Annotated in this window: 22 protein-coding genes; 14 read left to right on the forward strand and 8 right to left on the reverse strand. The window is 73.1% G+C overall.

The window, feature by feature from the left end:
• Positions 1 to 88: 88 nt before the first annotated feature.
• Both ABVB68_RS24865 and proS read right to left on the reverse strand, forming a co-directional pair.
• Entirely contained in the window at positions 89 to 1042 is a 954-nt protein-coding gene (locus tag ABVB68_RS24865) for a LysR family transcriptional regulator (RefSeq protein WP_353603337.1), read from the reverse strand.
• A gap of 457 nt (positions 1043 to 1499) precedes the next feature.
• Entirely contained in the window at positions 1500 to 2912 is a 1413-nt protein-coding gene (proS, locus tag ABVB68_RS24870; RefSeq protein WP_353603338.1) for a proline--tRNA ligase, read from the reverse strand.
• Between the two features lie 209 nt (positions 2913 to 3121).
• On the opposite strand from proS, the gene ABVB68_RS24875 reads away from it, so the two are divergent.
• Both ABVB68_RS24875 and ABVB68_RS24880 read left to right on the forward strand, forming a co-directional pair.
• A complete protein-coding gene (locus ABVB68_RS24875; protein WP_353603339.1) occupies positions 3122 to 3691 on the forward strand; it encodes a TetR/AcrR family transcriptional regulator in 570 nt (189 codons plus the stop codon).
• Between the two features lie 40 nt (positions 3692 to 3731).
• Positions 3732 to 4898: a GDSL-type esterase/lipase family protein gene (locus ABVB68_RS24880; protein ID WP_353603340.1), complete on the forward strand. Its 1167-nt coding sequence runs from the start codon at positions 3732 to 3734 to the stop codon at positions 4896 to 4898.
• A gap of 100 nt (positions 4899 to 4998) precedes the next feature.
• On the opposite strand, the gene ABVB68_RS24885 is transcribed toward ABVB68_RS24880, so the two are convergent.
• Both ABVB68_RS24885 and ABVB68_RS24890 read right to left on the reverse strand, forming a co-directional pair.
• A complete protein-coding gene (locus ABVB68_RS24885) occupies positions 4999 to 5667 on the reverse strand; it encodes a class F sortase (RefSeq protein WP_353603341.1) in 669 nt (222 codons plus the stop codon).
• A gap of 145 nt (positions 5668 to 5812) precedes the next feature.
• Positions 5813 to 6454, reverse strand: coding sequence for a hypothetical protein (locus ABVB68_RS24890; protein ID WP_353603342.1), 642 nt, complete (start codon positions 6452 to 6454; stop codon positions 5813 to 5815).
• 362 nt (positions 6455 to 6816) lie between these two features.
• On the opposite strand from ABVB68_RS24890, the gene ABVB68_RS24895 reads away from it, so the two are divergent.
• Positions 6817 to 7695, forward strand: coding sequence for an SCO6745 family protein (locus ABVB68_RS24895; RefSeq protein ID WP_353603343.1), 879 nt, complete (start codon positions 6817 to 6819; stop codon positions 7693 to 7695).
• A gap of 123 nt (positions 7696 to 7818) precedes the next feature.
• On the opposite strand, the gene ABVB68_RS24900 is transcribed toward ABVB68_RS24895, so the two are convergent.
• Both ABVB68_RS24900 and ABVB68_RS24905 read right to left on the reverse strand, forming a co-directional pair.
• On the reverse strand, positions 7819 to 9030 hold the full coding sequence (locus ABVB68_RS24900) for a cytochrome P450 (RefSeq protein ID WP_353603344.1): 1212 nt from the start codon (positions 9028 to 9030) through the stop codon (positions 7819 to 7821).
• Entirely contained in the window at positions 9027 to 9737 is a 711-nt protein-coding gene (locus ABVB68_RS24905) for a cyclodityrosine synthase (protein ID WP_353603345.1), read from the reverse strand. Before ABVB68_RS24905 ends, ABVB68_RS24900 begins: the two co-directional genes overlap by 4 nt.
• 216 nt (positions 9738 to 9953) lie before the next feature.
• On the opposite strand from ABVB68_RS24905, the gene ABVB68_RS24910 reads away from it, so the two are divergent.
• The 4 genes from ABVB68_RS24910 (at position 9954) to ABVB68_RS24925 (ending at position 13348) form a co-directional block, all read left to right on the forward strand.
• Positions 9954 to 10799 carry a fructosamine kinase family protein gene (locus tag ABVB68_RS24910; RefSeq protein ID WP_353603378.1) on the forward strand — a complete coding sequence of 282 codons (846 nt, stop codon included), beginning with the start codon at positions 9954 to 9956 and terminating at the stop codon, positions 10797 to 10799.
• A gap of 265 nt (positions 10800 to 11064) precedes the next feature.
• A complete protein-coding gene (gene tgmA, locus ABVB68_RS24915) occupies positions 11065 to 11256 on the forward strand; it encodes a putative ATP-grasp-modified RiPP (RefSeq protein WP_020938095.1) in 192 nt (63 codons plus the stop codon).
• A gap of 17 nt (positions 11257 to 11273) precedes the next feature.
• A complete protein-coding gene (gene tgmB / locus ABVB68_RS24920) occupies positions 11274 to 12254 on the forward strand; it encodes an ATP-grasp ribosomal peptide maturase (protein ID WP_353603346.1) in 981 nt (326 codons plus the stop codon).
• Positions 12255 to 12394: 140 nt separating this feature from the next.
• Complete coding sequence (locus tag ABVB68_RS24925) at positions 12395 to 13348, forward strand: Gfo/Idh/MocA family protein (protein ID WP_353603347.1); 954 nt, start codon at positions 12395 to 12397, stop codon at positions 13346 to 13348.
• A gap of 60 nt (positions 13349 to 13408) precedes the next feature.
• Here ABVB68_RS24925 and ABVB68_RS24930 read toward each other — a convergent pair whose 3' ends face one another.
• The gene (locus ABVB68_RS24930; RefSeq protein WP_353603348.1) at positions 13409 to 14317 is read right to left on the reverse strand and encodes a GNAT family N-acetyltransferase; all 909 of its coding nucleotides are present in this window, start codon (positions 14315 to 14317) and stop codon (positions 13409 to 13411) included.
• A gap of 247 nt (positions 14318 to 14564) precedes the next feature.
• Between ABVB68_RS24930 and ABVB68_RS24935 the strand changes: the two genes are divergently transcribed.
• From ABVB68_RS24935 to ABVB68_RS24960, 6 genes are all read left to right on the forward strand, one after another.
• Positions 14565 to 15671, forward strand: coding sequence for a PP2C family protein-serine/threonine phosphatase (locus ABVB68_RS24935; protein WP_503006231.1), 1107 nt, complete (start codon positions 14565 to 14567; stop codon positions 15669 to 15671).
• A 277-nt stretch (positions 15672 to 15948) separates the two neighbouring features.
• Positions 15949 to 16416 (forward strand): hypothetical protein, encoded by a 468-nt coding sequence (locus ABVB68_RS24940; protein WP_353603350.1) that lies wholly within the window; start codon positions 15949 to 15951, stop codon positions 16414 to 16416.
• 116 nt (positions 16417 to 16532) lie between these two features.
• Positions 16533 to 17774, forward strand: a complete 1242-nt coding sequence (locus ABVB68_RS24945; protein WP_353603351.1) for a serine hydrolase domain-containing protein — start codon at positions 16533 to 16535, stop codon at positions 17772 to 17774.
• A gap of 336 nt (positions 17775 to 18110) precedes the next feature.
• Positions 18111 to 18731, forward strand: a complete 621-nt coding sequence (locus ABVB68_RS24950) for an L-threonylcarbamoyladenylate synthase (RefSeq protein ID WP_353603352.1) — start codon at positions 18111 to 18113, stop codon at positions 18729 to 18731.
• Positions 18732 to 18848: 117 nt separating this feature from the next.
• Positions 18849 to 19604, forward strand: a complete 756-nt coding sequence (locus ABVB68_RS24955; protein WP_353603353.1) for a dienelactone hydrolase family protein — start codon at positions 18849 to 18851, stop codon at positions 19602 to 19604.
• 153 nt (positions 19605 to 19757) lie between these two features.
• A complete protein-coding gene (locus ABVB68_RS24960) occupies positions 19758 to 20957 on the forward strand; it encodes a glycoside hydrolase family 64 protein (protein ID WP_353603354.1) in 1200 nt (399 codons plus the stop codon).
• Between the two features lie 60 nt (positions 20958 to 21017).
• Here the strand turns inward: ABVB68_RS24960 and ABVB68_RS24965 are convergent, their stop codons facing one another.
• Positions 21018 to 23333: a M4 family metallopeptidase gene (locus ABVB68_RS24965; protein ID WP_353603379.1), complete on the reverse strand. Its 2316-nt coding sequence runs from the start codon at positions 23331 to 23333 to the stop codon at positions 21018 to 21020.
• Positions 23334 to 23911: 578 nt separating this feature from the next.
• On the opposite strand from ABVB68_RS24965, the gene ABVB68_RS24970 reads away from it, so the two are divergent.
• Positions 23912 to 25414, forward strand: a complete 1503-nt coding sequence (locus tag ABVB68_RS24970; RefSeq protein ID WP_353603355.1) for a metallophosphoesterase family protein — start codon at positions 23912 to 23914, stop codon at positions 25412 to 25414.
• Positions 25415 to 25482 lie beyond the last annotated feature (68 nt).

The raw sequence follows: 25482 nt of genomic DNA on the forward strand, positions 1-25482 counted from the left end.
GTGGCAGCGAGCCGTACGCCCAACAATGGCGTGTGACATAGCACATGGCACAGTCGGCCCATAACATCGCGGAGCTCCCGCGGTGCCGCTACGCCCCGGCGGCGCTCCAGGTCCGTGAGGCCCAGGTCCGCAGGTGAGGTGCCTGGGCGACGAGGTCGCGGTACGCGGCGGTGGCGGACTGGCACACCGTCTCCACCATGTCGTCCGCGACGACGTCGGGCCGCCAGGCGAGCACATAGCGGCACCACAGCGGGGAGCCGACCAGGGGTTTCACGAGGACGTGCGGCATGGGCCGCAGCGTCGGCTGTACGAGCGACACCCCGAGGCCGTCGGCGATCATGCTCTGCAGCTGGGTCTGGTCACCGAGGAACTCGTGCACGGCGACCGGGGTGAACCCGGCCGCCGCGCAGGCGTCGTAGAACACCCCCGGCCAGCCCGCGCCGTCGTCCGGGGTCACGAACCAGGCGTCCTCCGCCAGATCGGCGAGCTGCACCTGGGCGCACTGCCGGAGCCGGTGCCGGGACGGCAGGGCGACGAACGTCGGCTCGGTGACGATCCCGCGGTGCCGCACCGCGCTCGCATGCCGCAGCTCCATCCCCGGGTAGTCGGCGGCGATGGCGATGTCCGCGGCGCCCTCCTCCAGCAGTTCGACGATGCGCGAGGAGGCGTAGACGCTGGTGACCGCCAGGGACAGTTCCGGCAGCCGGGTGCGGACCCGGGAGAGGGTGCCGGAGAGCATGGGCGAGTTGGTCGCGGCCACCCGCAGAGTACGGCGGGGCCGCTCGGCCGGCGGGCGGTGACCGATGGCGTCGGCCCGGGCCAGCACGTCGCGGGCCTGGGCGACCACCTCGGCGCCGTAGCGGGTGGGGCGGACCCCGCTGGTGCCGCGTTCGAAGAGCGGTTCACCCAGGTGCCGCTCGATGCGCCGCAGCTGGGTGCTGACGGCGGGCTGCGAGTACCCGAGCTGCGTGGCGGCGCGGCCCACGCTGCCCGCGTCGGCGATCGCGCACAGCACTCTCAGGTGCCGCAGCTCCAGCTCCATCCGTCCACTCCCCGTCTCGTCCCGCGGCCGGCCGGGAGCGTGCGCCAACCGGGAACCCGGTGCTCACAGCCGTCACCGGGCATGGTCGTGACCGGCCGACCGAAGCGTTCCATCGTGTCCCCACCCGCACAAGTCACGGGCCCGCCGTCCTGACCCGCACAAGTCACGGGCCCGCCGTCCTGACCCGCACAAGTCACGGGCCCGCAGTCCTGCACGCGCCCGCGCGAGCCGGTGCGGAGACGGCACCGCCGGGGAGGGAGCGGGTGCCGGGGTGGCAGGTGCGCGCGGGCGCCGGCGCCGAGACGGCGCCCCCGGGGAGCGGGCAGGTGCCGGGACGACAGGTGCGCGCGGCCGCCGGCGCCGAGACGGCGCCGCCCCGGAAGCCCGTGCCCTGGTCAGGCGCGTGGGCGGGGGCGGCCGCCGGAGTCCGCCCCGCGCGGGAGCCGGTGTGTTCCCGTCAGTAGGCGCGCGCCACGATCGCGATGCTGCCCGGCTGGTCGTCACTGCCGGGGACCGAGCCGTCGGCGGCGACCAGGCACCGTACGGAGACCCCTTGCTCGGCAAGAGTCGCCTCGCCCTGCGGGCCCAGCGCGGCCCACGGGATGCGCGCCCAGCCGGTGCTCGCGGCCTCGGCGGCCTCCCCGATCGTGGTCACCTCGGCGGTGCGGGCCTCGCGGCGCTCGCGGGACTGCGCCAGCAGCAGCGCCTGGTCGTCCTTCAGCATGCCGGGCACGAGCCCGGGCAGCGCGGCGGCCGGCACCGGCTCCCTGCTGCCGGGGATGCGCCGGACCAGGACGGCTGTGCCGCTGTGCAGATCGCGCGGTCCCACCTCGATCCGCACGGGCACGCCCTTGAGCTCCCAGTCGACCGCCCGGCGGCCGAACGGCACGTCCGTGCGGTCGTCGACGTGGACGCGTACGCCCGCCGCGCGCAGCCGCTCACCGATCGCCTGGACCTCGGCCGCCACCGCCGCGTCGTCCTTGACCGCGACGACCACCGCCTGGACGGCCGCCAGCCGGGGCGGCACGCGCAGGCCGTCGTCGTCCCCGTGCATCATCACCAGGGCGCCGATCATGCGTGTGGTGGAGCCCCAGGAGGTCTGCCAGACGTACTCCTGACGGCCGTCCTTCGACAGGTACCGCGTGTCGAAGGCCTTGGCGAAGTTCTGCCCCAGCTCGTGACTGGTCGCCAGTTGGAGGGCCTTGCCGTCGCCCATCATGCCCTCGAGGGTGAGCGTGTTGATCGCGCCGGCGAACCGCTCCCTGGCCGTCTTGCGCCCGGGTACGACGTCCATGGCGAGGACGTCGCGCATGAAGTCGGCGTAAACGTCGCGGTGGATGTGGGCGGCGTACTCCCGGGCCTCCTCGCGGGTGGCGTGCGCGGTGTGGCCCTCCTGCCACAGGAATTCCGTCGTCCGCAGGAACACGCGCGGCCGCAGCTCCCAGCGCACCACGTTCGCCCACTGGTTGATGAGCAGGGGCAGGTCGCGGTAGCTCTGCACCCATTTCGAGAAGTAGTCGTTGACGATCGTCTCGGAGGTGGGCCGCACCACGACGGGCTCCTCCAGCTCCTTGCCGCCGGCGTGCGTGACGACGGCCAGCTCGGGCGCGAAGCCCTCGACGTGCTCGGCCTCCTTCGTCAGGTACGACTGCGGGACGAAGAGCGGGAAGTAGGCGTTCTGGGCTCCCGCCCGCTTGATGCGGGCGTCCATCTCCTGCTGCATCCGCTCCCACAGACCGTAGCCGTACGGTCGGATGACCATGGTGCCGCGCACCGGCCCGTTGTCGGCCAGCTCGGCCTTGCCGATCAGATCCTGGTACCAGCGCGGGAAGTCGTCCGCGCGGGGCGTGAGAACGGGTGCTTTCGCCATGCCGCGCAGGCTAGGACGGCGGACGGACGGCGCGCGACCCGATTACGTCCCCCGGCCGGTCCCTCCGGTGTCCCCGCACCCCGCACCCCGCACCCCGCACCCCGCACCCCGCACCCCGCACCCCGCACCGACATGCCTACACACCTGCGCCGTTTGCCTAAACACCTTAGGCAAACGCATACTCCTTCCTGACGGATGGGAGCACACTGATGGTTCGCGCAGGCCTGACCACCGAGCGCCTGGTCCGAGCGGGCGCCGAGCTGGCCGACGAGGTCGGCTTCGAGCAGGTGACGGTGTCGGCGCTGGCCCGGCGGTTCGACGTCAAGGTCGCGAGCCTGTACTCCCACCTGCGGAACTCCCAGGACCTGAAGACGCGCATCGCGCTGCTCGCCCTGGAGGAAATGGCCGACCTCGCCGCCGACGCCCTGGCCGGGCGGGCCGCCAAGGACGCCCTCACCGCCTTCGCCGGCGTCTACCGTGACTACGCCCGCGAGCACCCGGGCCGCTACACGGCTGCCCGCTACCCGCTGGACCCTCAGACGGCGGCCGCGAGCGCGGGCGGCCGGCACGCGCTGATGACCCGGGCGATCCTGCGCGGCTACGACCTGCCCGAGCCCGCCGAGACCCATGCGGTCCGCCTCCTCGGCAGCGTCTTCCACGGCTACGTCAGCCTGGAGGCGGCCGGCGGATTCAGTCACAGCGCTCCCGACTCGCAGGAGTCGTGGACCCGCATCCTGGACGCCCTCGACGCCCTGCTGCGCAACTGGCCCGGCCTCTGACACCCCCCACCTGCCCGCCCCTGGAGACACAGGCCACCCCATGCTCGACACCCCCCTGACCCCCGAACTGATCCGTGGCGCGCTCGACCTGGAACGCACCGCCCACGGGCTGCTGCCGCACCGGCTGCCCGCCCGGGCCCGCGCCCAGTGCGCCGACCCCCAGCTGGCGCTGGCCGAGTCGCAGCCCTCCGGCGTACGCCTGGCCTTCCGCACCCGCGCGACCACCGTCGAACTCGACACCCTGGCGACCAAACGGGTCTACGTGGGCGCACCGTCTCGCCCGGACGGCGTCTACGACCTGCTCGTGGACGGCCGGCCGGCCGGCGGCGCCACCGTCGGCGGCGGCAACACCCTCACCGTCGATCTGAGCACCGGTGCCGCCGAGCACCGGCCCGGCCCCGTCGGCACCGTGCGCTTCACCGGCCTGTCCGACGCCCCCAAGGACGTGGAGATCTGGCTGCCGCACAACGAGACGACCGAACTGGTCGCCCTGCGCACCGACGCGCCCGTGGAGCCCGTACCGGACCGGGGCCGGAAGGTGTGGCTGCACCACGGCAGTTCGGTCAGCCAGGGCTCGGACGCCGCGAGCCCCACCACCACCTGGCCGGCCCTGGCCGCGTCCCTCGGCGGGGTGGAGCTGATCAACCTGGGTCTCGGCGGCAGCGCCCTGCTCGATCCGTTCACCGCTCGAGCGCTGCGCGACACCCCCGCCGACCTGATCAGCGTCAAGCTCGGCCTCAACGTGGTCAACACGGACCTGATGCGGCTGCGCGCCTTCGGCCCGGCCGTCCACGGTTTCCTGGACACCGTCCGCGAGGGGCATCCCGGCACACCGCTGCTCGTCGTCTCCCCGATCCTGTGTCCCATCCACGAGGACACGCCGGGCCCCACCGCCCCGGACTTCTCCGCCCTGAGCGAGGGGCGGATGCGGTTCCACGCCGCCGGGGCCCCGGCGGACAAGGCGACCGGGAAGCTCACCCTCGGCGTCGTCCGGGAGGAGCTCTCCCGGATCGTCCGCGAACGGGCGGCCGACGACCCGGGGCTGCACTACCTGGACGGCCGTGAGCTGTACGGCGAGGCCGACTTCGGCGAGCTGCCGCTGCCCGACGGCCTGCACCCGGACGCGGCCGCGCACCGGCGGATCGGCGAGCGGTTCGCGGCACTGGCCTTCGCCGCGGGCGGCCCCTTCGCCGGCCCCGCCGCCTGAACCCGCGCCGCCTGAGCCCGCCCCCGGCACGCGCAACCCCGGCCCGGGCCACCCCGGCCCGCGACGCTCCCGGCCCCACCGCCCGGACCGGCGGGAGCGGTCACACCAGGTGGGCGAAGACGACCAGGTTCTCGGTGTAGTCCCGCGCCTCGTGGTCGTAGTCACCGGTGCAGGTGATCAGCCGGACCTCGGGGCGCGCCGCGTCGGCGTACACCCGCTTGCTGGGGAAGTCGTCCTTGGCGAAGGACTCGGCGGTGTCGACGACGAACTGCGCCGTCCGCCCGTCGGCGCGCTCCACGGAGAAGGTGTCGCCGGACTCCAGCTGGTCCAGGTTGGCGAAGACGGCGGGGGAGGTCGTCGTGTCGACGTGCCCGGCGATGATCGAGGTGCCCTGCTCGCCGGGCGTGGCGCCGTCGGCGTACCAGCCCACGAGATTGGTGTCCCCCGCCGGCGGGGGCTGCAACTGCCCCGTGGTTCCGATGGCCAGGGACGTGAAGGGGGCGTCCACCGCGATCTTGGGGATGAGCAGGCGGGTCGGCACGGAGCGGGGCAGCGCGTTGCCCGGCTGCTCGGGGTCGGCCTGGGCGACGGCGCTCGCGCCGGGGGCGCGGGACGCGCCGGACGCGCCGCTGGAGCCCTTGTGCCCGCCGAACATGCTGACGGCGAGCACGACGATCGCCACGCCCCACAGCACCAGGCGCCCGCCGCGGGCGGCATTCGGCTCGTCCGTGGATTCGGTGGCGGTCGGGGAGGATGGGTCTGCTGCCATCGGACATCACCTCATTCGGGCACGGCAGCACGGGGATCGGAGCAAGGGGCAGGACACCGGTACCGGCGACCGGGCGGGGGGCCGGGGGCGCGGGCCGCCGGCACGCACAACGCGCCGACGGCGCCCGCAGCCCCGTGCCGCCCCGTCAGGACGCGGGCGCGGTGGCCTTCTTGCGGCGCAGTGCGTACATGCCGGTGGCGCCTACGGCGAGGACGGCGAGGCCGCCCGCGGTGACTCCGGGAGTGGCGAGCGCGCCACCGCCGGTGTGCATGCCACCGCGCGGCTTCTCCTCGTCGTCACCCCAGCCGCCCTTGCCGCCGCCGTCGTCGCCGCCCTTGCCGCCCCTGCCGCCGCCGTCGTCGCCGCCCTTGCCGCCCTTGCCGCCGCCGTCGTCGCCGCCCTTGCCGCCCTTGCCGCCGCCGTCGTCGCCCCCGCCCTTGTAGCTCTCGGGGTCGAACCGGCTGTCGCCGCCCGAGTCGGAGTCCGAGCCCGAACCCCAGTTGCCGCTCCGGGGCACCGAGGCGAGCGCTCCGCCACCCGTGTGCATTCCGCCGCGCGGCTCGCCGCGTCCGTGCTCGTCGCCGCCTTCCTTGCCGTAATCCTTTTCCTGGTCCCTGCCGGAACCACCCTTTTCCTGGTCGCCGCCGGAGTCCCGGCTCCGGCTGTATGAGGAGTCGTCACGGCCTCCGTCGTCGCCGCCGAAAGCGGCGAACGCGACGCCCGGCGTGGCGATGGCGATGGCGCCCGTGGCGGCCGCCGTGGCCAGAAGCATGCGGGCAGAGCGCATAGTGATGTCCTTCCGACGTGACCGGGCAGCGGATACCTCATCAGCTGGTTGGACCCGGCCCCGACATGAACCACCGTCAGTGAGGGCTTCGACTCCCACCATCCGGGCCGCCCAGCCGGGGCACCGCACCACCCGTCTGACCCACTGATTGCGCCGTACGGCCCCTCGTCCGGGTCAATTGAGCGGCGCGGCGGGGCCGGCGCGCACCGGACGGGGACCGCGCGCGCCGGGCCCGGCCTCGCCGGCCGGGCGGTCGCGGACCGATCCGGTGACGGCCGATCACCCGCACCCCTTGTTATGACAGGCGTCATAGCGCAGGCTGGTGACCACGGAACGGCAGGCCGAGGCGGTGGGAGGAAGCGGTGGCGGACGGGATGGCGCGGGCCATGTGGGAGCGGTACGAGCCGGTGCACGACCTGGTGTACTTCGCACCGGAGGCGCGCCTGGCCGCGGACGCGCTCGGGATGCGCGGCTACTGGATGGGGTACTTCGCGCTGCGGTCCGCGCCGCTCGGCGCGGTCTCCCCCGCCGTGGTGACCAGCTCGTTCTACGTCTTCCATCCCTCCCGGGTGGCGCGGGCGCTGCCGGACGCCTGGGGGTACGCGGCTCCGGCCGAGATACTGGCGGCGCGCGGCCGGGCGATGGACGCGGCACTGACCGGCCTGTTCGGGCCGGAGGTCGTCGGCTCCGCCGGGTTCGCCGAGGCCGCGGACCTCGCGTGGGAGGCCGCGGCGGGCGCGGACACCGCGGGCCGGGTGCTGGCCGCCGCCAACCAGGCGCTGGACCGCCCGGAACAGCCGGCCGCACGCCTGTGGCAGGCCCTCACGACCCTGCGCGAGCACCGGGGCGACGGGCATGTCGCGGTGCTGGTGGGCCAGGGCCTCGGTCCGGTGGACGCCATGGTGCTGAAGGCGGCGGCCGGCGAGTCCGACGCACTGTTCCTGCGTCAGACGCGGAAGTGGGAGCAGGCGGACTGGGCGGCGGCCGAGGCGCGGCAGCGTGAGCGCGGCCGCATCGCCGCCGACGGATCGCTCACCCCGGCCGGGGCGGCCGTGCGCGCGGAGGTGGAGGCGCTGACCGACGCGGCGGCCGAAGGGCCGTGGGCCGCGCTCGGCGCGGAGCGCACCGCGCGCCTGGCCGGCCTGCTGGAGCCGCTCACCCGCACCGTCGAGGGCGCCGGACTGCTGCCGCCCGGCAACCCGGTGGGGCTGACCCGGACGGCGTACCCCGCCGGCGGCTGACAGGGCACCGCGGTCCGCCGGCGGCTCACGCACCGCGGTCCGGGCGGCCCCGCCCGGGGTACCGGGCGGCCCCGCCCGGGGTACCGGGCCGGGCACGCCGCTCGGGCAGCCGCCCGCGACGGGCTACCAGGTGACCGGCAGCCGCTCCGGTATCCGCTTCATGAAACCGGTGCGCCACACCAGTTGGCCGGGCGGCACGGCGAGCGCGAGCTGTGGCAGGCGGTCGAGCAGGACCTCCAGGGCGATGCGGGCGTGGGCGCGGCCGAGCGCGGTGGCGGGGCAGTAGTGGGCGCCGCCGCCGAAGGAGAGGTGGTCGGCGGCGTTGTCGCGGTACGGGTCGAAGCGGTGCGGGTCGGGGAACTTGGCCGGGTCGAGGTTGGCGCCCTCGACCAGCACGAGGACCAGTTCGCCCCGGCGCACCTCGACGTCTCCGAGCCGGACGTCCTCCAGGGCCAGGCGCGGCAGGGCGTCGCCGATCGAGAGGTTGACCCGCAGCAGTTCCTCCACCCCCGCGCCGGTCAGGTCGGGGCGGTCCCTGAGGAGATCGCGGGCGATGGGACGGGTCAGCAGGTGGACCAGGGCCATGGCGAGGAAGCCCGAGGTGGAGACGGTGCCGGCGCCGAACATGGTGACGCCGACGGTGGCCAGCATCTCGTCGGTCAGGTGCGCGTGGTCGGGGTCGTCGCGCAGGGCGGCGAGTTCACCCATCAGGCCGTGCGTCGCCGGGTCGTCGAGCAGGGCCGTCATCCGGGCGATGTCCCGGTCCCAGTTGATCCGCGCACCGGTGATCGGGCATGCGGAGTTCATGAAGGCGATGTCGAGGCTGCGCAGGAAGGCCGGGGCCTCGCTCTGCGGGATGCCGAGCAGCCGGCAGTGCATGCCCGCCGAGTACGGCTCGCAGAACGCCCCGCGCAGGTCGGCCGTGGGGCCGTCGGCCAGCATCAGGTCCACCAGGCGGTGCGCCTCTTCGCGCATCCAGTCCATCAGGCCCGGCGCCTTGGGGTTGAGCGCCTTCATCACCGCGCGCCGCAGCCCGGCCCCGGTGATGTTGCCCATGTTGTTCACGACCTCGGGCGGGATCGTGAGCGCGTACTGCCGGGGCACGCCGGGTGCGGAGGTGTCCTTGAGGGAGAACCGGTCGTCCTTCAGGACCTGGGCGCACAGTTCGTACGACGACACCAGCCATGCCTCGTCGCCGGCGATGGTGCGCACGCGCCGCACGGGGCCGGCGGCGCGCAGTTCCGCCACCTCGGCGGGCACGCGGGTGCCGTCCCAGGAGAACGGGAAGTCGAGGAGGGGCGGGTGGTCGGCGCGGATGCCGGGGGCGGTGGTCATGCCACGGCTCCTTCCAGGGCGGTCGGGGTGACGATGGCGTGGCCCTGGTTGCGGGAGGCCCGCAGGCCGGCACCGCGTGAGTACAGCAGTTCGGCCATCGGCAGCAGTTGGTGGTAGCAGTTGAGCGAGGAGGGCACCTTGAGAATGGCGGGGGTGTCCAGGAACAGCGGCGCCTCGGCGCACACGTATTCCAGGCACACGGCTCGCTGCCGCTCGTTCGGCGCCTCGCCACGCGCAGTGAGGAAACGATTCACCAGAGCGTCGCAGACGGCCCGGAAGGCACCGTCGGACGCCAGGCGCGCCTGCAGTTCCCGGTGGATCTCCTGGTAGGCGGGGTTGGTGCGGAATTCGGACATCGGGTGCCAGTCCAGCCGCAGGCCTTGCGGGTCGGCCGCCGACACCGCGTCACGCACCTTGGCGCGGACGCCTCTCAGGTTCTTCACGGCCTTGCGGCGGGCCTCGTCGGGCCGATAGCCGGAAGCCTCGTACATCTCGGCCACGTACAGGTCGGTGTAGACGAAGTCGACCCTGTCGAAGCGGTCCAGTCCCCAGCGGGCGAGCTCGTGCAGGCGTCGGGCGGAGAAGTAGCTGTTGCCCGGGGACACGCCGATCACGGCATGCGCGCCCTCGCCGAGGATGATCTCGCAGTGGGGAGTGTAGGGCTGGACTTCGAAGACGTCGGCCATCAGCACGGATGCTGTGGTCACGGGGAAGATCCTCCGCCGCTCGCAAGTCCCGTGGGGCCCTGTGCCCCTGGTGTGGCGACGCGGCGCCTTCACGCTAGTCGTACGAGATCGGCACGGGTAGTAACCGCCTGGGTTTGACTCAAAAGCGTCGTAGTAATGGTCGAAGTGCTCTGCGGCGAGGCCGTGTCGCGGCCCTACGCTGGGGGCGTGGCCGACCGAGACGAGGATCCAGGGCAGGTGGCGTCCCGGCTCACCGGACGCCCGGTCACCGGTGCCCGGGCGGCGCACGGATGGCCCGCCGAAGTGACGCTGGACGACGGGACGCCGGTGATGGTCAAGCCTGGTGACGCCCCCGGGGCGGTCCGCGCCGAGGCGGCCGGACTGCGCTGGCTGGCCGCCGCTGAGGCGGTCGGGGTGCCGGCGGTGCTCGGTCAGGACGAGCGCTGGCTGGTCACCGAGCGGGTGCCGACCGGGCGCCCGGACCCCGGGGCGGCGCACCGTTTCGGCCAGGCGCTGGCCGCCCTGCACGCGGCCGGGGCGCCCCACTTCGGAGCGCCGCCCCCCGGCGGCCCCGAGGACGCTTACATCGGCCTGGCTCCCATGCGCAACGCAGGGCACCCCGACCGGCCGGACTGGGCCGGCTGGTACGGCGAGCAGCGCGTGCTGCCGTATGTGCGCGGCGCGGTCGACCGGGGCACGCTCCGCCCGGCCGAGGCGGCCGTGTTCGAACGGGTCTGCGCCCGGCTGCCGGAGCTGGCGGGGCCCGCCGAGCCGCCCGCCCGGCTGCACGGCGACCTGTGGAACGGGAACGTGCTGTGGGGCGCCGACGGAGAGGTCCGGCTCATCGACCCGGCCGCGCACGGCGGCCACCGGGAGACGGACCTGGCCATGCTGCAGCTGTTCGGCTGCCCTCACCTGGACCGGGTCCTCGCCGGGTACGAGGAGACGGCACCGACGGCCGACGGACGTCCGGAGCGGGTCGGGGTGCACCAGCTCTTCCCGCTGCTGGTGCACGCGGTGCTGTTCGGGCGGGGCTACGCGGAACAGGCCCTGACGGTGGCGCGCGAGGCGCTGGCGAGGTGACCGTCCGCCAGGGCGCCCGCCGACACCCGTCGCCGGCGCCGGCGAGGTGACTCCGCGCCGTTTCGACGCCATCTACTGTGATGTCCGACACTTCGTCATGTGTCACGCGGGCGTGCCGCCCGGCGTCGCAGCAGGACGACGTTTCACTGCCGCCCGTCCGCGGCACTCTCGCGGCGACTCCTCCGCGTCACCATCACGCAGAGTAAGGAAACCATTCACCCGTTCGATTCGTATAAGGACGTGAAAGCCGAATCAGGGAGAGACCATGCAACCGTTCACGCTCAACTACGCGCGGCCCGCAGTGCAGTTGGACGTCACCACGCCGTATGCGTACGACTCCGGACTGCAGTTGAACGTCCTCCCGGACGGGCGGATCGCCGCCACCGATCACGCGACCTTGAGAGCACTCGGAACGACGACGTCGACCGCGGGTTCCAAGACGCACTTCGACGACTGAAGCGTGGGCCTTGGAAGATGACCGTGCTCATCCTGACCAGTGACGAGGACGTGACGGCGGACATGGTGGTCCTCCGGCTCGGCGAGGCCGGCGTGCCCGTCGTCCGGCTCGACCCCGCCGATCTCACCCGCGGGGTGGCACTGTCGGGCGAATTCGTGCAGGGAGCCCACCGTGCGCATCTGTCCGTCGGCGGACGCCTGGTGGGCCTGAGCGGGCTGCGCTCCATCTGGGTGCGCAGACCCGGGAACGCGGCGGCCCGCGCCGCCCAGCCGTCCGCATGGCTGACGGAGGAGTCGGCGCAGGCCCTGTACGGCATGCTGCGGGCCACCGAGGCGCGCTGGATGAACCACCCGGACGCCGCCCGCCGCGCCCGCCACAAACCCTGGCAGCTGCACCTCGCCCAGCGCAGCGGCCTGGCGGTGCCCGCCACGCTGATCACGACGTTTCCGCAGGCGGCGCGGGAGTTCGCGGAGCGGTTCCCGGACCTGGTGGTCAAGCCCGTCTCCGGTGCCCACCCGCAGGAGCCGCCGCGCGCGGTGCCCACGACGCGGGTCCCGCCGGACGCCGACTTCTCGGCGGTGGCCTTCGGTCCGACGCTGCTGCAGCGGCGGGTCCCCAAGCGGGCCGACATCCGGCTCACCGTCGTCGGCGACACCCTGCTGGCCGCGCGCAAGCCCGTCGACCCGGACGCGCCCGAGGAGGTGGACGTCCGCTTCGCCCCGTCGGTCTCCCCCTGGCAGCCCGCGGACGTGCCCCCGCGTGTCGCCGAGAGCGTGCTGCGCTACCTGGGCGATGCCCGACTGGCCTACGGGGCCTTCGACTTCGCGGAGGACGCGGACGGGATCTGGTGGTTCCTGGAATGCAACCAGTCGGGCCAGTTCGGTTTCATCGAGATGGACACCGGACAACCGATCGCCGCGACCATCGCCGACTGGCTCGCCGGGCGGTCGGACACGGACCGCACGTGCGCGGAGGGCGATCGGAGCGCGGCGTCCTGACGCTGCCCGGCAGGGCCGGCGGCGCGGCGTGGTGACGCGGCGGGAAGGACTTGCCCCCGCGGCCTGACGGGGCCGCGGGGACGGCTCGCGGCGCCGTGTGCCGAGACTGCGGGGAACAACTCGGAGACAGGAGACGCGACATGCGCATCGGACTGCTGGGAACGGGGCCGTGGGCCCGGACGGCGTACGCTCCCGCCCTCGCCGGGCACACCGGCGTGGAGTTCGCCGGAGTGTGGGGGCGCCGGCCGGCGGCGGCCACCGAACTGGGCGAGCGGTACGACGTCGCCGCCTATACGGACGTGGACGCGCTGCTGGCCGACGTGGACGCGGTGGCGGTGGCCCTGCCGCCGTCCGTGCAGGCGGAGCTGGCGGTGCGCGCGGCGCGGGCGGGCCGTCATCTGCTGCTGGACAAGCCGCTGGCGGTGTCGGCCGCCGAGGCACGGGCCGTCGTGGCGGCCGTGGAGCGCGCCGGGGTGGCCTCGGTGGTGTTCTTCACCGCCCGCTTCCAGAAGGAGCCGGAGGCCTGGATCGAGGAACAGGCCGCCGCGCCGGGCTGGTTCACCGCCCGCGCCCAGTGGCTGGGGTCGGTGTTCACGACCGGCAGCCCGTTCGCGGCCTCCCCGTGGCGGCGCGAGAAGGGCGCGCTGTGGGACGTCGGCCCGCACGCCCTGTCCGTGCTGCTGCCGGTGCTCGGCGACGTACGGCGGGTCGTGGCGGCCGCGCACGGTCCCGCGGACACCGTCCATCTGGTCCTCGACCACGCCACCGGCGCGTCGAGCACCCTCACCCTGAGCCTGTCGGCCCCGCCCGCGGCGGCCGGCGCCGATGTGGAACTCCGGGGCGAGGCCGGGGTGACGCACCTGCCGGGCAGTTCCGAGGGAGCGGTCCCCGCGCTCACCCGTGCCGCCGACGCCCTGGTCACGGCGGCTCGTACGGGCCGCCCGCACGCCTGCGACGCCGCGTTCGGCCTGCGCGTCACCGAGATCCTCGCGGCGGCGGAGGCCCGGCTGGTGGCCGGCGCCGCCCGGACCGGCTCACCGCGCGGTGGTCACGGCGGTGGCGCCGGCGACGAGGCTGACCGTGAAGGTGACTGAGGGAGACGGCCGGTCACAGCCGGTCGCCCGGGTGCGTGCGACCGCCGCGGCCTCAGCACGTCATCCGGCGCCCGGTGCGTGGTCGGCCCGGTAGTTGACGCGTTCCCGTACGACCGGGTAGCCGGCCCTGGTGAAGTGCGCGGCCATGGGGAAGTTGCCCTGGTCGGTGGCGGCGGCGATCCACTCGGCTCCGTGTCCGACCAGGAAGTGGGTGCACTCGGCGAGCAGATCGTAGGCGTACCCGCGGCCGCGCTGTTCGGGCACGACGCCGATGAATCCGACGCACGGGCCGGACGCATTGCGGGCGGGGATGTGCATGCCGACCGGTTCGCCCCCGGGAGTGCGGGCCAGCTGCCACCAGCTGCGCGGGGACGGCATCCAGTGGAAGACGTCGAGTTCCGCCTGTGCGGCTCGGTCCACGCCGCCCTGCTCGATGGCCCGGCGGGCGTGCGCGTCCAGGGTGACGGAGTGGATGCGGCGCAGCAGGTCGAAGAAGACGGAGTCGTCCGGTTCCCCGCCGAAGACGAGGCGGCCGGGTCGTCCGGGCAGGCCGTGCTGCGGGGTCCAGCGGTACAGGAAGCGCTCCACCAGCAGTTCGTAGCCCGCTGTGCGCGCGGCGGCGGCGCGGACGTCGGCGGCCGCCCGCAGGCGGGGGTCGTCGCGCCAGCCGGAGGGCAGGTCGAGTTCGAGTTCGCCCGGCCGCCAGGGTGCGGTCCGCAGGAGTTCGGCTCCGGCTTCCTCCTCGCCCTCGGCCACGTCGAACCAGTTGATCAGGAGCGGATCGGAGTCCTCGGGCAGGCCCCACCAGGCGGCGCGGGCCACGGTGCGGCCGTCGCGCTGGGCGATGCGCTGCCAGTCGGGGCGGTAGCGGGTGCGCCGGTGCTTCTCGCGGAAGGCCAGCGGGTCGGGCATGGTGTCGAAAAGGTGCGCACTGCTCGCGTCGAGCGTGCGGATGACCAGGTCGGTCACGGATCCTCCGGGGTGCGTGCTGCGTACGGCGGGGCGCGCTCCCGGTCAGGCGTGGCACACCCGGGCGACGGGGAGGGGGGAGCGCAGGATGACAGTGGCCATGACACTCCCCTCCTTCCGTCGGTCTCGGGCGTGCGGTCAGACGGTATACCGGCCGCGGCGCCGGACTCCACCGGTTTTCACCGGCCGCCGCGCGGTCCCCGGCCGGGAGGAGGCCGGGAGGTGGTCGGCGGCGTAGCGTGGGGATGTGGGATCGGTGCGCGGCTCGGGGTCGCGCGGACTACCGGAGGCTCGCGGCTGGTTGCGGGGCGCGCCGCCACCGCGGTGGGTGCGTGTGCTGCCTGTGCTGCTGCTCGCCGCGGTGACCACGGCGACACTGATGACCCCGCACGCGGGCGATCTCGGTTTCCTGCTCGGAGCCATTCCCCCGCTTGCGGTGCTCTCCTACGGCCCGCTGGCGACCGCGGTCCTCGGCGTGGGCGTGGTCGTCGTGCTGAACCTTCCCGGCACCCATCTCAACCGCCCCGGCAACACGGATCTGCTCACCATCGCGTTCGTGGCCGCGCTGAGCGTGTTCGTGTCCTATGTGCGCAGCCGCCGGGACGCCCAGCTGGACACGGAGAGGGCGATCGGGGAGGCGGTGCAACGGGCCGTCATGCCGCCGCTGCCCGAGAGCGTCGCGGGCATCGGCTGCGCGGGCTTCTACCGGGCGGCGCAGGACGGGACGCTGGTGGGCGGCGACTTCTTCGACGTGCGGGCGGGGCCGAACGGGGTGCGGGCGGTGATGGGCGACGTGCAGGGGCACGGGCTCTCGGCGATGGCGACGGTGGTGTCGCTGCTGGGGGCGTTCCGGGAGGCCGCCCTCGACCAGCCGGACCTGGAGTCGGTGGCGGCGCGGATGGACCGCAGACTGCGGGTCGACTCGGCGGCCGTGCGGCACGCGGAGCTGTTCGCCACCGGGGTGCTGCTGGAGTTCTCCCCCGACGCGCGGACGGTGCGGGTGGTGGCCTGCGGGCATCCGGCGCCCGTCCTGCTGCGCGCGGGACAGGCCGTGGACGTGACGGTCACGCCCGGGCCGCCCCTGGGGATCGGGCTGGTCGGTGTCGATCCGCCGAAGGAGGCCACCTTGGCCCTCGGCCCGGGTGACCGGCTGTTCGTGGCCTCCGACGGTGTCTGGGAGGCCCGTGACCCGGCCGGCGGCTTCTATCCGCTGACCGAGCGGCTGGCCGGCCTGACCGGCACGGCGACCGCCGCGCTGCCGGGTGCGGTGTGGGCGGACCTGACCCGGCTGCGCTACGCCGTCCGGGACGACGCCACGATGCTGGTATTGGCACCCGAGCCACCGGTCGTCTGACCCCGGCGCCCCGGCCCGGGGCGCCGGGCCCGTCCCCGCCGCCATCGCACGGGCAGCGGTGGGTGCGCAAGGGTGATGCACCCCCCTTGCCGAGCTGACGAACCGACAAGCGGACTTCGAACATCCCCCCTGAAACGCCATGCCTCGCCACCCCTTCCGCCAGTTAGAAATATCTACCAGCATGCATATGCCGGGTTGGTGTGCAGGTGCACGAAGTGCCCGGTCAAGGCTGTTCCCTGCGCCCAGAGCAGGCGAGCGAGGACATCCGGAGCGGTTCATGACGAAGACGATGTGGATGCGGGGCGTGGAATGGCTGGCCGCTGCGGCGGCAGACCCCCGCGCATGCAAGTGGGAATGGGATCACGGGGAGGGCGTCGCGCTGCTGGAGGCGGGCCGCTTCTGGGACGTGCTGAGCGTTCCCGAACGGCTCGGACTGCTCACCCTCGATCTGCTGTGGCGGCCCTCGCTGCCCGTGCCCGGCCCGACCCTGGTGGACACGGCTGCGGGCCGGGTGGGGTTCCTCCTGCCGCCGGACCCGGCCGGCGGCTGGGTGGGGGCCGGCCTGCGCTACGCCGGCAAGGGCTCCTGGGTCGCGGTACCGCCGCCGTACCGGCCCGCCCGCTTCTTGGACTGGCTCGTGCCGCCCGACGGCGGCGGCGCACTGCACTCCCCCGGCACCCTGGAGGAGGCGCTGCGCGAGGCCAACGGCGCCCTGACCGTGCTGACGCCGTCGTACGGGCAGTAGCGGCGACACCGCCCCGGGTCGACGGGCGCGGCGGGACGGGCGCTCCTATGCTGGGAAGGTCCGGGCTCCGGCGTCCCGCTCACCGCGGTCTCGTCTCACGTGCTGGGAGTCAGCCCATGCCGCACGTCACCGCACGTCTGCGCCGCGGGGTCCTGGCCGCCGTGGCGGCGGGTACGTTGCTGACACCCTTCGCCGCAGGGGCCCTACCGGCCTCCGTACCGGCCGCGTTCGCCGCCGGGTCGCCCAGCCCGTCCCCCTCGACACCGGACGTCCGCGCTCTCACCCCCGATGTGGCACGGCAACTCGACGCGTCCGTCCGGCGCGTGATGCGGGAGGCGAAGGTGCCCGGCGTGAGCGTGGGCATCTGGACGCCGGGACAGCCACGTTACGTCCGCTCGTTCGGCGTCGCCGACAGGGCGACCGGCCTGAGGATGACGCCGGATCTGTACACGCGCATCGGCAGCGAGACCAAGACGTTCACCGTGACGGCACTGCTGCAGCTGGTGGACCGGGGAAAGGTGGGCCTGGACGACCCGATCGGCGGATACGTCGACGGCGTCCCGAACGGCGACCGGATCACGCTGCGCGAACTGGCCGGCATGCGCAGCGGGCTGTTCAACTACACCGAGGACGAGGGCTTCTTCAAGGCGCTGACGTCCGACCCCGAACGTCCCTTCACGCCGCGGCAGTTGCTCGGCTACGCCTTCAGGCATCCGGTGCTCTTCGCACCGGGGCGGAAGTTCTCCTACTCCAACACGAACCTGATCCTGCTCGGCCTGGTGGTGGAGAAGGAGAGCGGTCAGCGCCTCGGCGACTACATCGATCAGCACATCCTCGGTCCGGCCGGCATGAGGAACACGCTCTTTCCGACGGGCAACGAGTTCCCCGCGCCGCACGCGCACGGCTACACCGACCAGACGGCCGACGGAAAGGTCGCCGACGCGACCGACTGGAACCCGTCCTGGGGCTGGGCGGCCGGTGCGATGATCTCGACACTGGACGACCTGCGCATCTGGGCGCCCACCGTCGCCACCGGCCGGCTGCCGGACGGCAGGCGCATGATCAGCCCCGCCACGCAGAAGCAGCGGCTCGTCACCCCGCCGACGACGATCCCGGGCGCCGGGTACGGGCTGGGCGTCTTCGACGTGCAGGGGTGGATCGGCCACAACGGCTCCCTGCCGGGGTACGAGTCCCTGACCGTCTACCTTCCGGCGACGCGTACCACGCTCGTCGTGCTGCTCAACACCGACATCGGCCACGACAACGAGGAACCCAGCACGCTGATCGGTCAGGCGGTCACGGAGGTCATCTCCCCACGGCACGTGTTCGACCTGCCGGCCGAGCCGGCGGCCAGGTGACCCGACGCCACGGCCGACGCCCGGGCCCGAGTCGCCGGACGAGCCGCACCTCTCGATGAGCCCGCGCCGCCGGACAAGCCCGCGCGCCGGCAGACCACGCGCCGCCGGACAAGGCTCCGCCGGCGGCCCGGGGGGGGTGGGGCCGCCGGCGGAGACGCCGCGTCCGGAGCGGGGGGGTGCCCCGGACGGCTCAGAGGTCCGATGCCCCCGATGCCGCGCGCTACACACAGGAATTCCGGGACGGACGAGAGATGGCCGGAAACCGACCGCTCGGTCTCGTACGGCCGGCTGCCGGGCCTGCGCCTGCGACGCCCGGCGACGGCATAAGCTCGACGGATGGCGAAGTACTTCGACGTGCACCCCGAGAACCCGCAGCCGCGCAGCATCGGCCAGGTCGCCGACGCGGTGCGCTCGGGGGCACTCATCGCATACCCGACCGATTCCTGCTACGCGCTGGGCTGCCGCCTCGGCAGCCAGGACGGAATGGACCGGATCCGGTCCATCCGCCGTCTGGACGACCGGCACCACTTCACGTTGATGTGCCGGGACTTCGCGCAGCTGGGCCAGTTCGTGCGGGTGGACAACGACGTGTTCCGGGCCGTGAAGGCCTCGACGCCGGGCAGCTACACCTTCATCCTCCCGGCCACCCGCGAGGTGCCGCGCAGGCTCCTGCACCCGAAGAAGAAGACGGTGGGCGTGCGCATCCCCGACCATGTGGTCACCCAGGCGCTGCTGGCGGAGCTGGGCGAGCCGCTGCTGTCCAGCACACTGCTGCTGCCGGACGAGGAGGAGCCCCTGACTCAGGGCTGGGAGATCAAGGACCGGCTCGACCACGCGGTCGACGCGGTGGTCGACTCGGGCGACTGCGGTACGGAGCCGACGACGGTGGTGGACTTCTCCAGCGGTGAGGCGGAGATCGTCCGCCGGGGTGCGGGCGACCCCAGCCGCTTCGAGTGAGGACGCGGCCCTCCGGCTGCGCCGGCCCGGATCACGCGTGACAGCATGGGCCGAAGCCGCGGCGCCGGGAAGACGTTCCGCGCCCGACGCGCATTCCCGAGGGAGGGCCCTGTTCCCATGTCCGATGTACGAGGATCCGCCGTCGACATCCCCACCGAGGACGGCGTCGCCGACTCCTACCTCGTCCACCCCGCCGACGCACGTCCCCGTCCGGCCGTACTGCTCTACCAGGACGCCTACGGCCTGCGCCCGCACCTGAGGTCGATGGCGGACCGGCTGGCCGCCGCCGGCTACACGGTGCTCGTACCGAACGTCTTCTACCGCCTCGGCCGGACCCCGGTCGTCGACCTGCCCGCGTTCATCGACCCGGCCGCCGACCCGTCGATCTGGGAGCGGCTCGGCCCGGTCGTCTCGTCGCTGACGCCGGAGCTGGTCGAGCGGGACGCGGGCGCCTATCTGCGCTGGCTGGCCGACAGCCCGCTCACGGCCGAGGGGCCTGTCGCCCTGACCGGCTACTGCATGGGCGCCCGGCTCGCCCTGTGGACGGCGGCCGCCTTCCCGGACCGGGTCGCCGCGGCGGCCGGGTTCCACGGCGGACGGCTCGCCACCGACGATCCCGGAAGCCCGCACCTGGGGGCGCCGGACATCACCGCGGAGCTGTACTTCGGCCACGCCGACGACGACCCGTCGCTGCCGCCGGAGCAGATCGCGCGCTTCGAGGAGGCTCTGACCGGCGCCGGGGTACGGCACGTCTGCGAGGTCTACCGCGGCGCCCACCACGGCTACACGCAGGCGGACACGCCCGCCTACGACCGCGAGGCCGACGAGCGGCACTGGGCGGCCCTGCTCGACCTGCTCAAACGCACGTTCTGACACCGGATGCCGGCGCCCGCCGCGAGGGGGGCGCCGGATACCGATCTCGTCCGAATCATTGACATGGACGCGCCGTCACACGACGCTGAGAGCGCTCTCAGGCAGGTACGGACCACGTGTCCGTGCGACCCCGACCCCACACGGAGGTGGAGAGTGCCTCATCGGCTCACACGCCCCGCACTGCCCCTGGCGGCAGCGGCCGCCCTGGTCGGCGGACTGCTCGCGCTCGGCGCGACCGGCCCCGCCCAGGCCGCCGTACCCGACACCATCCCTCTGAAGATCACCAACAACTCGGGCCGCTCCGAACCCGTCTACGTCTACGACCTCGGCACCCAGCTGTCCTCGGGACGGCAGGGCTGGGCGGATGCGAGCGGGACCTTCCACGCGTGGCCCGCGGGCGGCAACCCGCCGACGCCCGCCCCGGACGCGGCGATTCCCGGCCCGGCGGCCGGGCAGTCGACGACGATCCGCATACCGAAGTTCTCCGGGCGGATCTACTTCTCCTACGGCCGCAAGCTCGACTTCAGGCTGACCACGGGCGGGCTCGTGCAGCCGGCCGTGCAGAACCCCTCCGACCCCAACCGGGACATCCTCTTCAACTGGTCGGAGTACACGCTCAACGACTCCGGGCTGTGGCTCAACAGCACCCAGGTCGACATGTTCTCGGCCCCGTACGCGGTCGGCGTGCAGCGGGCCGACGGCACGGTGAGCAGCACCGGGCACCTCAAGTCCGGTGGCTACACGGGATTCTTCAACGCCCTGCGCGGACAGCCGGGCGGCTGGGCGGGCCTGATCCAGACGCGTTCCGACGGCACCGTGCTGCGCGCCCTGTCGCCGCTGTACGGCGTGGAGACGGGGGCGTTGCCGGCGAACGTGATGGACGACTACGTGAACCGGGTCTGGCAGAAGTACACGACGTCGACGCTGACCGTCACCCCGTTCACCGACCAGCCGAACACCAAGTACTTCGGCCGGGTGTCGGGGAACGTCATGAACTTCACCAACTCCTCGGGCGCGGTCGTCACCAGTTTCCAGAAGCCGGACGCCTCCAGCATCTTCGGCTGCCACAAGCTGCTGGACGCACCCAACGACAACGTGCGCGGCCCCATCTCCCGCACGCTGTGCGCCGGTTTCAACCGTTCGACCCTGCTGGTCAATCCGAATCAGCCGGACACCACCACGGCGAACTTCTACCAGGACGCGGTGACCAACCAGTACGCGCGCAAGATCCACGCGCAGATGGCCGACGGGAAGGCGTACGCGTTCGCCTTCGACGACGTCGGCAACCAGGAGTCGCTGGTGCACGACGGCGGCCCGCAGCAGGCGTATCTGACGCTGGATCCGCTGAGCTGACAACGACAGTGGTCCCGCACCCGGACGTCCGGGTGCGGGACCGCTGTCGTCAGGCCGGGATCAGCCGGTCGTCAGGGCCGTGTCGTCCACGACGAAGCTGGTCTGCAGCGAGGAGTCCTCCACGCCGTTGAACTTCAGCGTGACCGTCTGGCCCGCCAGCGAGGACAGGTCGAAGGTCTTCTGGGTGTAGCCGGAGGCACTGTCGAGGTTCGAGTAGGTCGCCAGGGTCTTCGAACCGGCCGTCACCGTCAGCTTGTCGTACTGGACGCTGCCGGTGGTCTCCGCGGTGTCGACGTGCAGGTAGAAGGTGAGGCTGGCCTTGCAGCCCGCGGGGATCGTCACCGACTGGGACAGGGTGTCGGTGTGCGAGGAGCCGTAGCCGTCCAGCCACGCCTTGTAGGAGCCGCTGTGGGCGGCCTCACCGGTGTCGGTGGTGATGACGCCGGTGCTGGCGGTCCAGCCGGTGCTGCCGGACTCGAAGCCCGGGTTGGCCAGCAGCTGCTTGGAGGTGCAGCCGCCGGTCGTGCTGACCGTCCAGGCGAAGGTGGCCGTGCCGGTCGCACCGGTGGAGTCGGTCACCGTCACGGTGGTGTTGTACGAACCCGCCGTGCTGGGTGTGCCGGAGATCAGCCCGCTCGAGCCGTTGATCGACAGGCCGGAGGGCAGACCCGAGGCGCTGTAGGTCAGCGCGCCGCTGTTGGTGCTGCTCGCCTGGATCTGCAGGTTCACGGCGGTGCCGACGGTGGCGGACTGGCTGCCCGGGTTGGTGACCGTCACGCCGTTGGCGGGCGGGTTGATGTGGGCGCCGACGTTGATGCCGGCGAAGGCGTTGCCCACCCCGGCGTACTGCGCGGAGTTGGCGCCGTACAGGTCGGTCGCGGCGCGCAGGGCGGCGGCACGGGCTCCCGCGTAGTCGGTGCTCGACGTCATGTACGTCGTCAGCGCCTTGTACCAGATCTGCAGCGCGGCGGCGCGGCCGATGCCGGTGACGGCGACGCCGTCGGACGTCGGGCTGTTGTAGGTCACACCGTTGATGACCTTGGTGCCGCTGCCCTCCGACAGCAGGTAGAACATGTGGTTCGCCGGGCCCGAGGAGTAGTGCACGTCGAGGCCGCCGACCCCGCTGTACCAACTGTCGGCCGAGCCGCCGTCCTTGCTCGGCTTGTCCATGTAACGCAGGGGCGAGCCGTTGCCGTTGATGTCGATCTTCTCGCCGATGAGGTAGTCACCGGGATCCTTGGCGTTGTTGGCGTAGAACTCCACGCCGGTGCCGAAGATGTCGGAGGTGGCCTCGTTGAGCCCGCCCGACTCCCCGCTGTAGTCCAGGCCCGCGGTGTTGGAGGTGACACCGTGGCTCATCTCGTGCCCCGCGACGTCCAGCGAGGTCAGGGCGTGGGTGTTGCCCGAGCCGTCGCCGTAGGTCATGCAGAAGCAGCTGTCGTCCCAGAAGGCGTTGACGTAACCGCTGCTGTAGTGGACACGGCTGTAGGCGGCGACACCGTCGTTGCGGATGCCGCTGCGGCCGAAGGTGTTCTTGTAGAAGTCCCAGGTGGTCTGCGCGCCGTAGGCGGCGTCGGCGCCGGCGGTCTGGGTGTTGGCGCCGGTCCCGTCGCCCCAGACGTCGTCGGCGTCGGTCATCAGGGTGCCGGTGCCCGAGGTGCCCTTGTTGAGGTTGTAGGTCTTGTGGCCGCCGCGCGCGGTGTCGTACAGCTGGTACGTCGACCCCGACAGCGCGGTGGTCAGGGAGACCGTGCCGCTGTACTGGGTGTTGCCGGTGCCCGTCTCGATCGCCTGGAACCGGTGCAGTTCCTTGCCGGTGGTGGCGTCGGTGATGACGTGCAGCTTGCTGGGGGTGCCGTCGTCCTGGAAGCCGCCGATCACGGTCTCCCAGGCGAGCCTCGGGGTGCCGGTGCCGGCCCAGATCACCTTGCGGGCGCTGTCGGCGGTGGGCTTCTCGGCGACGAGGGCCTTCGCCGCGGTGAGGGCCTTGGCCTCGGCGGCCGCCCTGGTGAAGGTCGCGGCGGTGGAGGCGACCTGGATGCGGTGCTTGTTGTTGTACGTGGTGCTCACGGTTCCCGCGGCCAGGGAGGCGGGCGGGGTGTGCACGACGAGGTCGCCGCCGAGGACGGGGAGGCCGGCGTAGGTGCGCTCGTACCGTGTGTGCACGGTGCCGTCGTTGTCCTTGACGACATCCTTGACGATCAGCTTCTCGTTCGCGCCGAGCCCGAGGGTGCGGGCGGTCGCGGCGGTCTTCTGCCGGGCGCTCTCCAGCAGCGCCTGGTGCTGGGCCGGGGAGAGTCTGGCCTCCAGGCCGCCGGTGCGCACGGGGGCGGGGTGCGCGGTGGCCGGGTGGGCGGTCGCCGGGACGGCCTGCATGCCCACGGCGAGGAGGGCGGCGGTGGAGACCAGGGCGGCTCCGACCGTGGTCCGGAGGTGACCTCTGTGGGGAAGGGGTCTGTGGGGAAGGCGTCTCACTCGTACTCCTCCTGCTGCGGCCGCCGGGTCGCGACCGGTGACAGACCGGGCAGACGGGTCTGCTGCCCGGGTGAGCTGAGCTGTGCGGGGCCGTGATGGGGTGCGCACACCACGCGTGCGGTGTGCCGGAGTGGAGAATCCCAGCTTTGTCTCGAACATGTCACTCAGGAGAGGTGTTTCGAGGGTTTTCCCTATGCCGCCGCCGCGGGCGGGGAGGGTCCCGGGTGCTCGCGCGGGGTCCGACGGCAGAACGCCTCGGCGCCCGCACGGGCACCTCGACGCCCGTGGGACGGGGAGCCGGGTCCGGCGGACCGCACGGCCGGTTGCCGCTCGGTGTCCGCGGCGGAGGACAGGGGGGCCCGGTCGAGGGCCGGCCGGCCGACGACCGGGTGCTCCCGCGCCTTGCTGCCGGCTTGGCGCACGGGTGTTCGCGCGCCCCGAATCCCTTCCGTGACCGGCGCGTTGTTACGGTGCACCGTGTGTCTGACTCCTCACGCGATACCGCACAGGGCGCCGGCTGGGGCCCCGCCGAACCCGGCGCCTACCGGCAACTGATGCCGGACCACGTCGAGAAGCTGTCCTGGCTGAACCCGCGGACCCTGTGGGCCGCCCGCAACGGCGTGCTGGCATCCTGGTTCGGTGATCCCACCGGCCGGACGCGCAGCCGCCTGGTCGCGCTTCGGGAGGCGGCGGGGGCACCCGCCGACAAGGTGATCCGGCGCGAGGTTCCGGACCGGTTCTCCTTCATGGTCATGGGGGACACCGGCGAGGGCGACGCCCCCCAGTACGCCGTCGTGCCCGGCTTTCTGAAAATGGGTCAGGACACCGAGTTCGCCGTGATCGCGAGCGACGTCAACTATCCCGTGGGCGCCGCCGACGGCTACGGCGACAAGTTCTTCCGGCCGTACCAGGGCTATCCGGCGCCGATATACGCGATACCGGGCAACCACGACTGGTACGAGGACCTCGGCGCCTTCATGCGCGTCTTCTGCGCCGACACCCCCGCACCCGCCCCCGAGCCCCGGCCCCGCCCCCTGACCCGCGCCTGGTGGCGCGCCCTGCTGTGGCACCGGCCGCGCCCCACGGACGAGCGACGCCTGGCGGCGGCACGGGCGTTGCGGCCGGCCCCGGCCCAGCGGGCCGAACAGCCCGGCCCCTACTGGGCGCTCGACGCCGGACCGGTGCGGATCGTCGGCATCGACACCGGCCTGCTCGGCACGATCGACGCCGAACAGGGCGCGTGGCTGCGCGAGGTGTCCCGGGGACCGCGGCCGAAGATCCTGATCACCGGGTCACCGCTGTACGTCGACGGTGAGCACCATCCCTGTCCCATCGAGGGCGGCGGCACCGTGGACGACGTCGTCCGGGCCGCCGAGCACCACTACGTGGCCGCGATCGGCGGTGACATCCACAACTACCAGCGATATCCGGTCGACGTGGACGGCCGCCTCGTCCAGTACGTGGTCGCGGGCGGCGGCGGCGCCTTCATGCACGCCACGCACACCATCCCGCGGGTGTCGGTCGCGGGCGTCACCGAGCGCGACTTCCGCTGCTACCCGCTGCGCGGTGACTCGCTGGCCTTCTACAGCCGCCTGTACGGCCGCCGGCTGCGGCTGCCGCGCCTGTTCGACCTGACCGAGGCCGCGGCGACCGCGGTCGTCGCCGAACGCCTCGGCATCGAGCCGGCCCGCGCTCCCGACGCCGGGACGCGGGTCACCCGGCGCACCAGGCTCGTCGCGAGCCTCCTCGGCACCGGACGCCGGCCCGGGCGCGCCGCCCGCTTCCGGCTGCCGGTGCGCAAGATCTACACCCAGCTGTTCTCGCCGTCCTCGGCCACCTACAGCCCGCCGTTCTTCAAGTGCTTCCTGCGCCTGGACGTCACGGCGGACGCGGTACGGCTGCGCTGCTTCGCCGCGACCGGCAACCGCGCGCAGGAGGTCGATCCGCCGGTGGAGGACGAGGTCACCATCCCGCTGCGCTGATCACACCCGGATCACACGGTTGTCACACTCGGCTGCCACAATCGCGGTATGACCGCCGTGCGACCGCT

The sequence above is a fragment of the Streptomyces sp. NPDC096012 genome (assembly GCF_040426375.1).
In the GTDB taxonomy this organism is placed as follows: Bacteria; Actinomycetota; Actinomycetes; order Streptomycetales; family Streptomycetaceae; genus Streptomyces.

What these genes read in the sequence shown, in the direction of transcription:
- ABVB68_RS24865 (WP_353603337.1), bottom strand. Translation starts at nt 1,042, where the DNA reads ATGGAGCTGGAGCTGCGGCACCTGAGAGTGCTGTGCGCGATCGCCGAC.
- proS (WP_353603338.1), bottom strand. Translation starts at nt 2,912, where the DNA reads ATGGCGAAAGCACCCGTTCTCACGCCCCGCGCGGACGACTTCCCGCGC.
- ABVB68_RS24875 (WP_353603339.1), top strand. Translation starts at nt 3,122, where the DNA reads ATGGTTCGCGCAGGCCTGACCACCGAGCGCCTGGTCCGAGCGGGCGCC.
- ABVB68_RS24880 (WP_353603340.1), top strand. Translation starts at nt 3,732, where the DNA reads ATGCTCGACACCCCCCTGACCCCCGAACTGATCCGTGGCGCGCTCGAC.
- ABVB68_RS24885 (WP_353603341.1), bottom strand. Translation starts at nt 5,667, where the DNA reads ATGGCAGCAGACCCATCCTCCCCGACCGCCACCGAATCCACGGACGAG.
- ABVB68_RS24890 (WP_353603342.1), bottom strand. Translation starts at nt 6,454, where the DNA reads ATGCGCTCTGCCCGCATGCTTCTGGCCACGGCGGCCGCCACGGGCGCC.
- ABVB68_RS24900 (WP_353603344.1), bottom strand. Translation starts at nt 9,030, where the DNA reads ATGACCACCGCCCCCGGCATCCGCGCCGACCACCCGCCCCTCCTCGAC.
- tgmA (WP_020938095.1), top strand. Translation starts at nt 11,065, where the DNA reads ATGCAACCGTTCACGCTCAACTACGCGCGGCCCGCAGTGCAGTTGGAC.
- tgmB (WP_353603346.1), top strand. Translation starts at nt 11,274, where the DNA reads ATGACCGTGCTCATCCTGACCAGTGACGAGGACGTGACGGCGGACATG.
- ABVB68_RS24925 (WP_353603347.1), top strand. Translation starts at nt 12,395, where the DNA reads ATGCGCATCGGACTGCTGGGAACGGGGCCGTGGGCCCGGACGGCGTAC.
- ABVB68_RS24940 (WP_353603350.1), top strand. Translation starts at nt 15,949, where the DNA reads ATGACGAAGACGATGTGGATGCGGGGCGTGGAATGGCTGGCCGCTGCG.
- ABVB68_RS24945 (WP_353603351.1), top strand. Translation starts at nt 16,533, where the DNA reads ATGCCGCACGTCACCGCACGTCTGCGCCGCGGGGTCCTGGCCGCCGTG.
- ABVB68_RS24950 (WP_353603352.1), top strand. Translation starts at nt 18,111, where the DNA reads ATGGCGAAGTACTTCGACGTGCACCCCGAGAACCCGCAGCCGCGCAGC.
- ABVB68_RS24955 (WP_353603353.1), top strand. Translation starts at nt 18,849, where the DNA reads ATGTCCGATGTACGAGGATCCGCCGTCGACATCCCCACCGAGGACGGC.
- ABVB68_RS24965 (WP_353603379.1), bottom strand. Translation starts at nt 23,333, where the DNA reads ATGCAGGCCGTCCCGGCGACCGCCCACCCGGCCACCGCGCACCCCGCC.